Genomic DNA, 13781 nt, shown 5'->3' on the forward strand with positions numbered 1-13781 from the left:
GCCAAACTGCTCGCCCGCGCCGGCGTCGCCAGCCGCCGCGAGGTCGAGCGCCTGATCATCGAAGGCCGCGTCACGCTGGACGACGTGGTGATCGAAACGCCCTCGACGGTGCTCACCTCCTTGCGCGGCGTCGCGGTGGACGGCAATCCGATCGCGGAAGCCGAAGGCACGCGCCTGTTCCTGTTCCACAAGCCGTCGGGCCTCATCACCGCCGAGCGCGATCCCGCCGGTCGCCCGACGATCTACACCGCGCTGCGCAACGCCCTGCCCGAAGGCACCGGCCGCGTGATGCCAATCGGCCGCCTCGATCTCAACACCGAGGGCCTGCTGCTGCTGACCAACGACGGCGAGTTCAAGCGCCAGCTCGAACTGCCCGCCACCGGCGTGCCGCGCACCTACCGCGCGCGTACTTTTGGCGACATCACGCAAGAACAGCTCGAACAACTGATGGAAGGCATCGAGGTCGACGGCGTGATCTACGGCAAGATCGACGCCAACATGGAGCGCCGCACCGGGCGCAACCAGTGGATCGAGATGACGCTGACCGAAGGCAAGAACCGCGAAGTGCGCCGCGTGCTCGAAGCGCTCGGCCTGCAGGTCAGCCGCCTGCTGCGCACCGCCTACGGCCCGTTCCGCCTCGGCGACATGCCCAAGGGCATGGCCGGTGAAGTCTCGCAGCGCGACCTCGAGAACTTCCGCAAGAGCCTGCCGAGCCAGAATCCCACGAGAACGCAGGCATGAGCGGAAACCTGCGGATTATCGCGGGCGAATGGCGCGGCCGCAAGCTGGCCGCGCCCGAGGGCGACACCACGCGCCCCACCGCCGACCGCACGCGCGAAACGCTGTTCTCGATGCTGGTCAGCCGCCTCGGCGATTTCGAGGGGCTGAAGGTGGCGGACCTGTTCGCGGGCTCGGGCGCGCTGGGGCTGGAAGCCCTGTCGCGCGGGGCGGCGCACTGCCTGTTCGTCGATCAGGATGCAGGCGCGATCCGGGCGATTCGCAAGAACATCGCCAACCTGCAGGCGCAGCCGCGCAGCGACGTGCGCGCCTCCTCGGTGATGTCGCTGGGGACCGCAAAGGAGCCGCTCGACCTCGTGCTGCTCGACCCGCCTTACGATACCGGCGCGGGTCAGGTGGCGGTGGACAAGCTGGCGCGGCTCGGCTGGATCGGCGAAGGCACCTGGGTGAGCCTCGAAACCGGTAAGGGTGAAAGCGTGGCGATCAAGGGCTTCGAAGCCGACGCCACGCGTGATGTCGGCAAGGCCAGGCTGCACCTCCTGCGCCGTACATCTTGACATTTATAACCAAATAGGATATATGCCCCAACATCCGAGCGGTGATGTACAAGCTGCTTTCGGTGTATCGGTTCGGCGTCGTGGGCCGGGATGCGGTTTCAGCCGTGATCACGCAAACCACGCGTCCATCGAAGACCCGGACTGTCTCTGCGCTACCGGAAACGCCATCCATACGTTCCTGCGACACACGGCAGGGCATGGGACGGCCATCCCGGATAGCCTTCGGCCGATAACGATGCGAACCCTAACGACGGCCACATGGGACTTTCCGATGGAATACAGGTCGAGCCGGGCTGCACCGTGAGTTACCCGGCCGCTCGCCAGAGCTTCACGGAAAACAAAACCCCGCGTCCCTGCTTGGACGCTCCCGACGCCGACCCGATGTTCACTTCGGTTGCGTTGAATTCCCCGGCGTAATGCCCGCACTCGCCAGCGGGCGTTTCCGCGTGCGCTAACTGCACGCACAACCCCGTCATCCCAGCGAAGGCTGGGACCGCTGGTCGTGTAAAGCCCAACCCTCAGCAGGGCGTCCTGACGATAATTGGCCGTAACAGGCCAGCGGTCCCAGCCTTCGCTGGGATGACGGGTTTTGTGGGATGACGGGCTTTGTTTGCAAATTCCTCCCCGAGCTTGTCTCGGGAAGGAATTTACGCGTCCTACTTCCCGCCGCGATTGCGGCAGGCATCGGTCACCGTCTTGCTGCAGACCGGATAGGTCTTGTCCATCGCGGTCGCAGGCGGCGGGGTCAGTGCGCCCTTGTACGGGCCGCCCTGATAGGTCTCATCCGCCGGCATCGCCGGGCGCGCGGCCTGGTTCGCGGCTTGAGGATCGGGGACGCCTTCGGTCGGCACGCCCGGTCCCGGAGGGTTGGCCTGCCCCGGAGGCGTCGCAGGCGTCTCGCCCTTGAGCTGCTGCAGCACCGAATTCCAGGCCATCTGCCGCTGTTCGGGTGTCATCTTGTAGATCTGGCCGCGCTGGTCGGCCGTCAGCGCCCAATAGCCCTTTTGCTGATCCATGCTCAGCGTCCAGTAATAAACCTTGTAGTCGTTCGGCCAGCTTTCGTAGTCGGACTTCTGCGCCGGGGTCCAGCTGTCGTACGTGGCCTGTTGCTCGGGCGTGAGCGTCGGCGCGGCGCTGGAGGCGGCGGGAGGCGCCATGGCCGGAGCCGGAGCGGATGGCGGCGCGGCGGGCATTTCGGAAGTGGCGGGGGCGGCAGGGTCGCTCTGGGCATGGATGGCGGCGGGGACCACCAACAGGCTGAGGGCAGCAGAGCCGGCGAGCAGAACTTTACGCATTTCTCACTCTCCGTTTATGTCTTCGTTGTGATCGAACGACGAAGCGCACCGGCAATTGTTCCTCCGCTGCGACGAACCGGGCTTGCACCGGGCCATGCCGTTCCCTAGTTGTTCACGGTGAACAACCTGCAAGCTCCCTCCTCTGATCCGCTGATCGACGGCCTCAACGATCCCCAGCGCGAGGCCGTGCTGACCACCGAAGGCCCGGTGCTGATGCTGGCGGGCGCGGGCACCGGCAAGACGGCGGCGCTGACCCGCCGCCTCGCCCATCTCGTGCACAGTCGCCTTGCCTGGCCGAGCGAGATCCTGTGCGTCACCTTCACCAACAAGGCCGCGCGGGAGATGCGCGAGCGGGTCGGCCACCTGATCGGCCCGGCGGTGGAGGGCATGCCCTGGCTCGGCACCTTCCACGCCGTCGCCGCCAAGATGCTGCGCCGCCATGCCGAGCTGGTGGGCCTGCAGAGCAACTTCACGATCATCGACACCGACGACCAGCTGCGCCTGCTCAAGCAGCTGATCCAGGCCGAAGGGCTGGACGAAAAGCGCTGGCCCGCGCGCCAGCTGGCAGGCTGCATCGATCGCTGGAAGAACCGCGGCCTGAACCCGCAGGACCTCGACGCCGGAGAGAACGAAAGCTACGCCAACGGCAAGGGCCAGAAGTTCTACAAGCTCTATCAGGACCGGCTGAAGGCAGTGAACGCCTGCGATTTCGGCGACCTGCTGCTGCACATGCTCAACATCCTGCGCACCCACCGCGATGTGCTCGAGCAGTACCAAAACCGCTTCAAGTACGTCATGGTGGACGAATATCAGGACACCAACCAGGTCCAGTACTTGTGGCTACGCCTGATCGCGCAGGGCCGCCAGAACATCTGCGTGGTCGGCGACGACGACCAGTCGATCTATTCCTGGCGCGGCGCCGAAGTGGCCAACATCCTGCGCTTCGAGAAGGACTTCCCCGGCGCCAAGGTCATCAAGCTGGAGCAGAACTACCGCTCCACGCCGCAGATTCTCGCCGCCGCATCGGGCCTGATCGACGAGAACACCCAGCGCCTAGGCAAAACCCTGTGGACCGAGCGCCACGCGGGCGACAAGGTGCAGGTCGTCGGCGTCTGGGACGGGCCGGAGGAAGCCCGCCGCGTCGGTGACGAGATCGAGCGGCTGGAGCGTCAGGGCGCCCCGCTCGACCAGATCGCCATCCTCGTGCGGGCGCAGTACCAGACGCGCGAATTCGAGGACCGCTTCATCTCCATCGGCATGAAGTACCGCATCGTCGGCGGTTTCCGCTTCTACGAGCGCGCCGAGATTCGCGATGCGCTGGCGTACCTGCGCGTCATCGCCCAGCCCGCCGACGACCTTGCGTTCGAGCGCATCTACAACGCCCCCAAGCGCGGCCTCGGCGCCAAGGCACTGGAGGCGCTGCACCGGCTGGCGCGAAATCGCGGCATCCCGCTGTCGAACGCCGCGATCGAGATCGCCGACACCGACGAACTTCCCGCCCGCGCGCGCAACACCTTCCTCGCGCTGATGCGCGACTTCGCGCGCTGGCGCGACTTGTCCGCCACCGAAGGCCCCGCCGACCTCTTGCGCACCGTGCTCGACGAATGCGGCTACACCGACGCGCTGCAGGCGGAGAAGACCGCCGAGGCCAACGGGCGGCTTGAGAACCTCGTCGAACTGGCGCGCGCGATGGAGGAATACGACAGCCTCGGCGACTTCCTCGAACACGTCAGCCTCGTCATGGACAACGAGAACGCGGCCGAGGAGGAGAAGGTCACGATCATGACCATGCACGGCGCCAAGGGGCTGGAATTCGACAACGTGTTCCTGCCCGGCTGGGAGGAAGGCGTGTTCCCCTCGCAGCGCTCGCTCGACGAAGGCGGCCTCGCCAGTCTGGAGGAGGAGCGCCGGCTCGCCTACGTCGCGATCACGCGGGCGAAGAAGAAGTGCACGATCCTGCATGCGGCAAACCGGCGCATCTATGGCCAGTGGACCAGTTCGATCCCCTCGCGCTTCATCGCCGAACTGCCCGAGGAGCACGTCGATTCCGAGACGACGCTGTCGGGCGGCGCCTCGCTGTGGCGGGCGCAGTGGTCGGAGCACGCCGATCCCTTCGCCGACGTGGCGCGGATGCAACCCTCGCGGATCGTCACGCGCGGCCCCGGCTGGCAGCGCGCTGCCGCCAAGGAATACGACGCCAGCCCCAAGCGCGTGGTCGAAAGCACCCGCTCCGCCGCCAGCTTCGCCGCCAAGCCGCGCTCCGACATCGCCGTGGGCGCGCGCGTCTTCCATGAGAAGTTCGGCTACGGCGCGGTGATGGCGCAGGAAGGCAACAAGCTGGAGATCGAGTTCGAGCAGGCGGGCAACAAGCGCGTGCTCGACAGCTTCGTGAAGCCGGCGTGACGGATTCGTCGTCCCGGACTTGATCCGGGACCGCTGGCTGTCTTTAGGTGCGAGCTATCGGAGGGGGCTTCGACAAGCTCAGCCTGAGCGGAATTTAAAGACCTGATCTCGATACCGCTCAGGCTGAGCTTGTCGAAACCCCCTCGCCCCCTCGATCGCCTCCAATTACCGCGCCCGCGATTACCGTCGCGCGGGTGGTGATTGCCTCCCGCTCCTCACGCTATACATTGGTTCAATACGAACGAGAGTAACAGCGAGAGGTATTGGGAAGTGCTCAAATCAGCAGACGGCGGCCTGCGGCCGGTGCCGTTCCCGATCGACGATCCCGAACGCATCCCGGTCAAGCGCTACTACGACCCCGAATTCTACCAGGCCGAGCTGGACCACTTGTGGCCCAACGTCTGGCAGATGGCCTGCCGCGAGGAGCAGATTCCCGAGGTCGGCGACTGGATCGAGTACGAGAACGTCGGCAGATCGGTCATCATCGTGCGCACCAGGACCGGCGTGAAGGCCTTCAACAACGCCTGCCGCCACCGCGGCGTACCCTTCGCGGGCGGTTCACCACTGGGCTCCTCGCACGCGACGGCGCATGGCAACTGCGCGAAATCGGGCTTCGTCTGTCCCTTCCACGGCTGGCGCTGGAACATGGATGGCGAGAACACCATGGTCTACGGCAAGCACCTGTTCTCCGAGCGCCAGCTGGACGAGGACGACATCAACCTCATCCCCTGCCGCGCCGAAGTCTTCGGCGGCTGCGTATGGATCAACCACGATGACGACGCGCCCTCCGTGCGCGAGAGCATCGGCCCGTTGGCGGAGCGACTGGAAGCACACAACCTCCACAAGCTGCGCGCGGAGTGGTGCTACGGCACGGTGCTCCCGGCAAACTGGAAGATCGCGATGGAAGCCTTCATGGAAGGCTACCACGTCATGCAGACGCACCCGCAGCTGCAACACGCGGTGCCGACCATGTACAATTCGATGTACGCGATGGCCGACAATCCCAGCCGCGCGCCTATGCTGGCCGACCCCGCGCTGACCCTCGAGGAAAACATCGCCGCGCAGATCAAGAACATGGAACTGCTCAGCGAAGGCATGGCCGGCATGCTCCACGAGAAGGAAGTGGAGATCGCCAGATCGCTCCAGCACGCGACGCAGGGGCTGCCCGAGGACAAGAGCCAGGCCATGATGATGTGGCTGGGCATGGTCATGCACCAGGTCTCGGCCCAGTTGAAGGAACGCGGCGAACCGATTCCCGACCTCATCGCGGTGTCGCAGTCCGACCCGATCAACGCCGTCGAGTTCCTGTTCCCGAACTATTTCCTGCTGCCTTACTTCAGTTCGATGTCGGCCTACCGCATTCGTCCGCTGGGGCCGGAAAGCTGTTTCTTCGAACTGTGGTCGCTGACCTTCTTCCCCGAAGGACAGGAGCCCGAGCCGGTCATGGAACCCATCGTGCTTCCATTCGACAGCCAGGACTTCCCGCCGATCCCCCGGCAGGACTACTCCAACATCCCGCTCCAGCAGAAGGGCCTGCACGCCTCGGGCTTCGAGTTCATGCGCCTCTCCAGCCAGGTCGAGGGGCTGATCAGCAATTACCAGCGCATCATCGACGGCTACCTCGCCGGCGTGCCGGGCGAGAAGCTGGCGGCGGCGAACAACAAGCTGGGCGGCAACTTCGACGGGAAGATCGAGGACCTGGGGTTCTGATACCAGAGCACCGCTTGCTTGAGATACCCCTGGTCATCCCCGCGAAGGCGGGGATGACGGGTGCGGGAACGCAAAAAGGCCCCGCAGGCGGAACCTGCGGGGCCTTTTTCATGTCACGATGCGCGAAAGATGGTGAGCCCGACAGGATTCGAACCTGTGACCCGCTGATTAAAAGTCAGCTGCTCTACCTACTGAGCTACGGGCCCCCACTGAAGCGTACCGTGACGGTCGGGGTCACCTAGGGGCCATGCGCGGCTTGGTCAAGCGGGCACGCAACTGTCCGATGCTGAAGCCCGTCAAGGGATCGCGCCAGCGACCTGCGATCTTCGCCGCCGGGTCGAGCACGAAGCGCCGCTCGCGAAAGGCCGGATGGGGAATCACGAGGTCGTCGGCGCCGTACGCACCGCCGTTCCACAGCACGATGTCGAGGTCGAGCACCCGCGCGCCCCAGGGCTTGCCCATGCGGCGGCGGCCGAACTTGTGCTCGATCTTCTGCAGCTTGTGGAGAAGTTCGTCCGGCTCGCGCTTGGAGCGCACCAGCGCCACGGCATTGGCATAGCGGCGGCGCGAGGGGCCGAGCGGCGCGCTCTCGATCACCGGAGAGGCCGCGAGCAGTTCCAGCTTGCCGTGGTCGAGCGCCTTCAGCGCGGCGTCCAGCACCTTGCGCGGGCACCCGTGGCGGTGGTGGCGCATGTTGGACCCCAGCGCCACAAGATAGCGATGCTTGCCCATTGACGCCCCCCTCTTCGATCAGATGTGCGGCGCTCAGATATCCTGGGCAACGCGCGTATAAAGCTGCGGCCGCCGATCGCGGAAGAAGCCCATGCCCGCACGATGCGTCGCCGCGCGGTCGAGGTCCAGCGTTGAAACGAGGACGCCGGTTTCCTCGCGCCCGAATTCGGCGATAAAGTCGCCCCATTCGTCGGTGATGAACGAATGGCCGTAGAACGTCTGCGCGCTGCCGCACTCGGTTTCCGCGCCGATGCGGTTGGCGGCGATCACCGGCATGCAGTTGGACACCGAATGCCCCACCATCGCCCGGCGCCACATGCGGCTGGTGTCGAGCGTGGCGTCGTAGGGCTCCGAGCCGATCGCGGTGGGGTAGAACAGCAGTTCCGCGCCCATCAACGCCATGACGCGCGCGCATTCGGGATACCACTGATCCCAGCACACGCCGATGCCGATGCGGGCGCCGAACAGGTCCCAGACCTTGAAACCGTCGTTGCCAGGGCGGAAGTAGTACTTTTCCTCGTAGCCCGGACCGTCAGGGATGTGGCTCTTGCGGTACGTGCCCATGATCTCGCCATCGGCGTCGATCATGGCGAGGGTGTTGTAATAGTGATGCCCGTCACGCTCGAAGAAGCTGGTCGGGATCGCGACCTTCAGCTTCGCCGCCAGCGCCTTCATGGCGATGACCGAGGGATGCTCCAGCGTCGGGCGGGCGAGCGCGAACAGCGCCTCGTCCTCGGTCTTGCAGAAATAGGGGCCGGAGAACAGTTCAGGCGGCAGCACGACCTGCGCGCCCTTCCCGGCCGCTTCCTCCACCAATGCGGAGACGGCGGCGATGTTCTCGGCCTCGTCGGCGGAACCGAGGGCGAGTTGCAGGGCGGCGACAGTCAGCTGACGGGAGGGGATCTGGCGGGTCATGCGGCCTCAGTTATGGACTGGACCGCATGAAGTCCAGAGTTGGCCGTATCAGTCACGCTTGCGAAACAGCAGGGTCATGCGGTCGCTCTCGCCGATGGCCTGGTACTTCGCCTTGTCCTGGTCCTTGAGCGCATAAGTCGGCGGCAGCGTCCAGACGCCGTCGGGCCAGTTCGCGGTATCCTTGGGGTTGGCGCTGATCTCCGACTTGCCGACGAGGTCGAAGCCGTTGACTTCCATGAAGCGGATCACGTCCGCCTCGCGCAGATAGCCCTTCGAGCCGTCGGCATAGGCATAAGGCGCGTCGGCCTTGGCGCGGTGCTGTTCGATGCCGACGAGGCCGCCGGGCTTGAGCAACCCGCGCATCGCCTTGATCTCGCTGTCGGCGATGTTCCAGTTGAACAGGTTGTGCATCATGCGCGGGATGACGATGACGTCGAAGGTGCCCTTCTCGGCCTCCGGCACCGCGTCGAGGGTATAGGCGGCGAACTTGTCCGCCGACATGCCGGTGAACTTGGCGACATCGGCAGGGTACTGGGCGGCGGCCTTGCGAATGCCGTCCTGCCTGTCCGCCTTGAAGGCCCCGCTGGTGGGGTCGAAGTAGAGGCCCACCAGATGCCCCTGCTGGCCGAGGTACAGGCCGAGGAAGCGCGAGTACCACTCCCCGCCCGGCGCATATTCGCCGACCTTCATCTGCGGGTCGACGCGGAAGAACGACAGCGTCTCGACCGGATGGCGCGCGGCGTCGCGGGCACGGTCGTCCTTGCGCAGCGGGCTGGCAGCGGCGAGTTCGAGCAACGCTTCGCAGCCCTTGCAGGCTTCGACCGGGGCTTTCTTCTCGGCAGCCTGGACGGAGAGCGGAGCGGCGACGAGGCCGAGAAGCGAGGACAGGGTCAGCAGGGCGCGGCGCATCGGGTTCTCTCCACGTGGATTTGAAGCGGCGCCGAGACTAGCCGACAACAGGCCAATGACAAGCGGACACCGCGTACCTATCTACCTGCTAATCCTTTCGACTTGAGGACATGTGACGAAGATGGAAACGGCAATCGTAGCTGGCGGGTGCTTCTGGTGCACCGAAGCGGTATTCCGCGACGTTGTGGGCGTAAGCACCGTGGAAAGCGGCTATATCGGCGGCGCGGTGGAGAACCCCACCTACAAGGCAGTCTGCTCGGGCGAGACCGGGCATGCGGAGGCGATCAAGGTCACGTACGACCCTGCGGTGATCTCCTATGCCGAAATGCTCGACGTGTTCCTCGGCACGCACGATCCGACGCAGCTGAACCGCCAGGGCAACGACATCGGCACGCAGTACCGCTCGGCGATCTTCCCGCTGGACGATGCGCAGGCCGCAGAGGCTCCTGCCGCGATCGCCCGCTGGGACGCGGAGCATTCGGGCGAGAAGGCGGTCACCACGATCGAAGGCCCAGCCCCCTGGTATCCGGCCGAGGATTACCACCAGGAGTACTGGGACGGCGAAGGCCAGCGCAATCCGTACTGCCTCGCAGTGATCCCGCCCAAACTGATGAAGCTGCGCAAGAGCTTCCAGAACAAGGTGAAGGCTTGAACTGAGGCCCACCCCCGGCCCCTCCCGCAAGCGGGAGGGGAGAATGAAGCGCCGGCCTGCTCCCCTCCCGCTTGCGGGAGGGGTTGGGGGTGGGCCTCTGGCTTGGGGGTGGACCTCACAAATAAACAACCAGACGCTAATTCTTCAAATTTGGTAAATTCGCGAGTAATCGGCCTTCCCTGTTCCACCGAGGGACAGTGCAAAACCCGTGCTTTCCAAAACCCCAAGTAAATATACTGGTCCCGGTCGTCACTCACGCCATTTCGGGACACACGCCGTGGCTTCCATCCGTACCGTTTCGCTTTCGCTGGCCGCCATGGCTGCCGCCCTTTCAGCCACCCCGCTCCTCGCCGATTCCGGCATGATCGCAGGGATAGACGTCCTGAAGACCTGGAACCTCGTGGTGCTGGGCGATCTCACCTCGTCCTCGGAAGTCGAGGGGCGCACGTTCGTCGGCGGCGACCTCAACGGCAATTCGTCGAACTACCAGATCCAGGCCATTCCGGCGTCGAGCACCGGCACCCCCGGCCTCACGGTCGTGGGCGACGTCAACGGCGGCGCGAAGAACCTCAACAACGGTTCGGGAGCGGTGGTCGGCGGCAACGTCAACAGCGGCCTCAACCTCAACGGCGCGGCGCAGACGGTGCTGGTCGGCGGTTCGATCAGCAACACCAACGTCAATAACAACACCGTGACCTCGGGCCTCGCCTCGGGCGACCCGTCGTTCAGCCAGAACCTGACGCAGCAGGCGAGCCTCATCGAGACCTCGATGACCGGCCTCAGCCACGACATGAGCACCCAGACGGCGAACAGCCAGTTGTCGATCAGCGGCAATCGCGGCACCTTCGACGCGCAGCCCGGTGCGAACGGCGTCGCGGTGTTCAACATCTCGGCCGCCGACCTCGACAAGATCGGCGAGATCCAGTTCAACCTCAACGGCGCGGACACCGCCATCGTCAACGTCTCGGGCGGGTCGATCACGCTCAACGACAACTTCCTGGGCGGCACCCAGAACCTCGGCGAACACGTGGTCTGGAATTTCTACGAAGCCAAGGACCTGTCGCTGACCACGGCATGGGGCGGCTCGGTGCTGGCACCCGGGGCGGCCGCGACGACCGGAAACTACATCCAGGGCTCAGCTGTGTTCGGCAGCCTCGTGCAGAACGGCGAGATGCACGTCGGCACCTACACCGGCAACTACACGCCGACCCCGACCGATCCCGGCACGCCGACCGAGGGATCGTCGTCTTCCTCGTCCTCGGGCGGCACCGAAGTGCCCGAGCCGGGCATGCTGGGCATGCTCACCGCAGCGGTGGGCGGACTCATGTACTGGCGCCGCCGCCGCGCCAGCGCTGCCTGAGGCCACGACGGGGCGCTACAGTTTTGATCTTGTCTGGATAAAACAGGGGGTCATCCCCGCGAAGGCGGGGACCCATCTTATGCCGAATGAACAGGCACCGTCAGGAGATGGGTTCCCGCCTTCGCGGGAATGACGGCGATCAAACAAGCAGGACCAACATCCAAAAGAAAAAGGCAGGGTTTCCCCTGCCTTTTTCTTTGCCCGGAAGCCGCGCCTCAGTTCAGCGCGGAAACGCCCAGGAAGTTCGGCACCGGACCGTTCCAGCTGCCATCGTCGTGCGTCTCGACGGGGTCGCGGCGACGGCTGCGGCGCGGTTCTTCCGCCTTCGGCTCGCGGCGCGGAGCGCGCTCGGCACGGGGCTCCGGACGAGCTTCCCGCTTCGGCTTCTCCTCGCGCACGGGCTTGGCTTCGCGCGCAGGCTTCGCCTCGCGAGCGGGCCTTGCGGCGCGGGCGGGCTTCGCCTCGACGGCCTCGCTCTCGACTTCACCGTCCAGCTGGTAGAGCGGGATCGGGCCGCCCGTCAGCTTCTCGACATTGCCGATCGCCTCGGCATCCTCGGGCGCGACGAAGGTGAAGGCCCGGCCCGTTGCACCGCCACGGCCGGTGCGGCCGATGCGGTGGACATAGTCGTCAGGGTGCCAGGGCGTGTCGAAGTTGAAGACGTGGCTCACGCCCTTCACGTCGAGACCGCGCGCGGCGACGTCGGACGCGCACAGGATGCTGACCTCACCCGCCTTGAAACGCTCCAGCTCCGCGTTACGCGCGGGCTGGTCCATATCGCCGTGAATCTCGCCGGCGGAGAAGCCGTGCTGCTTCAGGCTCTTGGCCAGTTCGCGCACGGTGGTCTTGCGGTTGGCGAAGACGATCGCGGACGTGACGTTGTCCGACCGCAGGATCTGGCGCAGGGCCTCGCGCTTCTTGCGCGCGGGCACCATGACCTTGTGCTGGACGATGTTGAGGTTGGTCGAGGCGGGACGTGCCACTTCGACGTACTTGGGGTTCGTCAGGAAGCGGTCGGCCAGCTTCTTGATGACCGGCGGCATCGTCGCCGAGAACAGCAGCGTCTGGCGGTTGGCCGGCAGCTTCGAACAGATGGTCTCGATGTCCGGGATGAAGCCCATGTCGAGCATGCGGTCGGCTTCGTCGATGACGAGCAGTTCGCAGCCGGTGAGCATGATCTTGCCACGCTCAAACAAGTCCATCAGGCGGCCCGGCGTGGCGATGAGCACATCGACACCGGCGGACAGCGCCTTGAGCTGGTCGCCCATCTGCACGCCGCCGATCAGCAGCGCCATCTTCAGGTCGTGGTTCTTGCCGTACTTCTCGAAGTTCTCGGCCACCTGCGCGGCGAGTTCGCGCGTGGGTTCGAGGATCAGCGAGCGCGGCATCAGTGCGCGGCGGCGACCATGGCCGAGGATGTCGATCATCGGCAGCACGAAGGCAGCGGTCTTGCCGGTGCCGGTCTGGGCGATGCCGATCAGATCCTTCATCATCAGGACCGGGGGGATCGTCTGTGCCTGGATCGGAGTCGGCTCGGTATAGCCCGCAGCCTCCACCGCTTGCAGCAATTCGTCAGACAGGCCGAGATCGGCAAAGCTCATAGGCGTTTGGTTTTTCCGGAAAAATTTCAAGTAAAGCTGCGGAACGAAGCCGGGGCGGGCCAATGCGCCGCCCGCGACACATGCCGCGCGACAGCGGGCCATTTGCGGAAAAAGGCGGGAAAGTCAAGGAAATCCGCTAGGGAGCGCCAGTTCTCCCGATACGGACCGAATGCCCGTTAGCGATCCTGCTCCACCAGTTGCCTTATGCGGGTCAAGGTGCAGCTCATTCCGCTGCGCGACAGCAGCGTGTCGCGATCCACGCAGACCCGCCCGTCCTCGTTACGCTCAATCAGGAAGCCGGAGTAGAAATCGCGCGCACGGCAGGACCGGGCGAGTTCGGCGCTGACCACCCGGCGGTCGCGCATGAACAGCAGCAGCCGGTTGCCGCGATCGGGGCGCACGCTGACGATGCCGGAAGCGGGCAGGCAATTGCCCATCTTGCGCTCGGCGAACTCCACCCCGCCATCGGTCGGCATGCCGAAGAACATGTCTGGCATCGGCACCGACGCGCGCGGCGGCGAGATTCGGATCGTCATGCGCTGCTCGATGCGGACCTGCCAGGCATCCTGCGGCGCGACCTCGGGCAGCAGGCTGATCGCGAACGGCGCATCGGCGGCCAGCACACCGGCTTCGATCGGGGGCCAGAGCGAAACCTCGGCAGGCTCCACGCCCGCATCTTCCGCGCGCGGCACGCCGTCGCCGCCCCCTGCCGCCGGGAGCAGCAGGAGGAACGGATACAGCAGTGCGGAGGCAAAACTCATGTCGTCTTTCGTATCCCCGGAATCGACGCCGCATAGCGATGCCGACATGTCCGCCTTACGGCAAGAGCTTGAACCGACGCTTAACTTGTCCGCCACCGAGCGCCCGAACCGCCTTCGCAATTATCGCGCGTCGGTGATGAAACCCCAT

At 65.4% G+C, this 13781-nt stretch carries 12 protein-coding genes and 1 tRNA gene; 6 read left to right on the forward strand and 7 right to left on the reverse strand.

Annotated features, from left to right (window positions below; translation table 11 throughout):
- Both HWN72_RS10435 and rsmD read left to right on the forward strand, forming a co-directional pair.
- On the forward strand, nucleotides 1–741 hold a 741-nt coding region (locus tag HWN72_RS10435), incomplete at its 5' end, for a pseudouridine synthase (RefSeq protein ID WP_211150249.1).
- Nucleotides 738–1295, forward strand: a complete 558-nt coding sequence (gene rsmD, locus HWN72_RS10440; RefSeq protein WP_008833304.1) for a 16S rRNA (guanine(966)-N(2))-methyltransferase RsmD — start codon at nucleotides 738–740, stop codon at nucleotides 1293–1295. The genes HWN72_RS10435 and rsmD, both read left to right, overlap by 4 nt.
- Nucleotides 1296–1951: 656 nt before the next feature.
- On the opposite strand, the gene HWN72_RS10445 is transcribed toward rsmD, so the two are convergent.
- Complete coding sequence (locus HWN72_RS10445) at nucleotides 1952–2590, reverse strand: hypothetical protein (protein WP_211150250.1); 639 nt, start codon at nucleotides 2588–2590, stop codon at nucleotides 1952–1954.
- A gap of 117 nt (nucleotides 2591–2707) precedes the next feature.
- On the opposite strand from HWN72_RS10445, the gene HWN72_RS10450 reads away from it, so the two are divergent.
- Both HWN72_RS10450 and HWN72_RS10455 read left to right on the forward strand, forming a co-directional pair.
- Nucleotides 2708–4993: an ATP-dependent helicase gene (locus HWN72_RS10450; RefSeq protein ID WP_231958199.1), complete on the forward strand. Its 2286-nt coding sequence runs from the start codon at nucleotides 2708–2710 to the stop codon at nucleotides 4991–4993.
- Between the two features lie 270 nt (nucleotides 4994–5263).
- Nucleotides 5264–6703 carry an SRPBCC family protein gene (locus tag HWN72_RS10455; protein ID WP_008828428.1) on the forward strand — a complete coding sequence of 480 codons (1440 nt, stop codon included), beginning with the start codon at nucleotides 5264–5266 and terminating at the stop codon, nucleotides 6701–6703.
- A 130-nt stretch (nucleotides 6704–6833) separates the two neighbouring features.
- Here the strand turns inward: HWN72_RS10455 and HWN72_RS10460 are convergent.
- From HWN72_RS10460 to HWN72_RS10475, 4 genes are all read right to left on the reverse strand, one after another.
- Nucleotides 6834–6909 (reverse strand) — tRNA-Lys (locus tag HWN72_RS10460).
- Nucleotides 6910–6937: 28 nt separating this feature from the next.
- Entirely contained in the window at nucleotides 6938–7435 is a 498-nt protein-coding gene (gene folK, locus HWN72_RS10465; RefSeq protein ID WP_211150251.1) for a 2-amino-4-hydroxy-6-hydroxymethyldihydropteridine diphosphokinase, read from the reverse strand.
- A gap of 33 nt (nucleotides 7436–7468) precedes the next feature.
- On the reverse strand, nucleotides 7469–8350 hold the full coding sequence (aguB, locus tag HWN72_RS10470) for an N-carbamoylputrescine amidase (protein WP_211150252.1): 882 nt from the start codon (nucleotides 8348–8350) through the stop codon (nucleotides 7469–7471).
- A 48-nt stretch (nucleotides 8351–8398) separates the two neighbouring features.
- Complete coding sequence (locus HWN72_RS10475; protein ID WP_211150253.1) at nucleotides 8399–9259, reverse strand: class I SAM-dependent methyltransferase; 861 nt, start codon at nucleotides 9257–9259, stop codon at nucleotides 8399–8401.
- A 121-nt stretch (nucleotides 9260–9380) separates the two neighbouring features.
- Between HWN72_RS10475 and msrA the strand changes: the two genes are divergently transcribed.
- Nucleotides 9381–9911, forward strand: coding sequence for a peptide-methionine (S)-S-oxide reductase MsrA (msrA, locus tag HWN72_RS10480; protein ID WP_069709184.1), 531 nt, complete (start codon nucleotides 9381–9383; stop codon nucleotides 9909–9911).
- Nucleotides 9912–10197: 286 nt separating this feature from the next.
- A complete protein-coding gene (locus tag HWN72_RS10485; protein WP_375154520.1) occupies nucleotides 10198–11271 on the forward strand; it encodes a choice-of-anchor A family protein in 1074 nt (357 codons plus the stop codon).
- Between the two features lie 215 nt (nucleotides 11272–11486).
- On the opposite strand, the gene HWN72_RS10490 is transcribed toward HWN72_RS10485, so the two are convergent.
- Nucleotides 11487–12872 carry a DEAD/DEAH box helicase gene (locus HWN72_RS10490; protein WP_069708005.1) on the reverse strand — a complete coding sequence of 462 codons (1386 nt, stop codon included), beginning with the start codon at nucleotides 12870–12872 and terminating at the stop codon, nucleotides 11487–11489.
- Between the two features lie 176 nt (nucleotides 12873–13048).
- Nucleotides 13049–13633 (reverse strand): hypothetical protein, encoded by a 585-nt coding sequence (locus tag HWN72_RS10495; RefSeq protein ID WP_248005930.1) that lies wholly within the window; start codon nucleotides 13631–13633, stop codon nucleotides 13049–13051.
- Between the last annotated feature and the right edge of the window lie 148 nt (nucleotides 13634–13781).

Origin of the sequence: Novosphingobium sp. HR1a (assembly GCF_015594425.1) — a bacterium.
Taxonomy (GTDB): domain Bacteria; phylum Pseudomonadota; class Alphaproteobacteria; order Sphingomonadales; family Sphingomonadaceae; genus Novosphingobium; species Novosphingobium resinovorum_A.

What these genes read in the sequence shown, in the direction of transcription:
- rsmD (WP_008833304.1), top strand. Translation starts at nt 738, where the DNA reads ATGAGCGGAAACCTGCGGATTATCGCGGGCGAATGGCGCGGCCGCAAG.
- folK (WP_211150251.1), bottom strand. Translation starts at nt 7,435, where the DNA reads ATGGGCAAGCATCGCTATCTTGTGGCGCTGGGGTCCAACATGCGCCAC.
- HWN72_RS10445 (WP_211150250.1), bottom strand. Translation starts at nt 2,590, where the DNA reads ATGCGTAAAGTTCTGCTCGCCGGCTCTGCTGCCCTCAGCCTGTTGGTG.
- HWN72_RS10495 (WP_248005930.1), bottom strand. Translation starts at nt 13,633, where the DNA reads ATGAGTTTTGCCTCCGCACTGCTGTATCCGTTCCTCCTGCTGCTCCCG.
- msrA (WP_069709184.1), top strand. Translation starts at nt 9,381, where the DNA reads ATGGAAACGGCAATCGTAGCTGGCGGGTGCTTCTGGTGCACCGAAGCG.
- HWN72_RS10475 (WP_211150253.1), bottom strand. Translation starts at nt 9,259, where the DNA reads ATGCGCCGCGCCCTGCTGACCCTGTCCTCGCTTCTCGGCCTCGTCGCC.
- aguB (WP_211150252.1), bottom strand. Translation starts at nt 8,350, where the DNA reads ATGACCCGCCAGATCCCCTCCCGTCAGCTGACTGTCGCCGCCCTGCAA.
- HWN72_RS10490 (WP_069708005.1), bottom strand. Translation starts at nt 12,872, where the DNA reads ATGAGCTTTGCCGATCTCGGCCTGTCTGACGAATTGCTGCAAGCGGTG.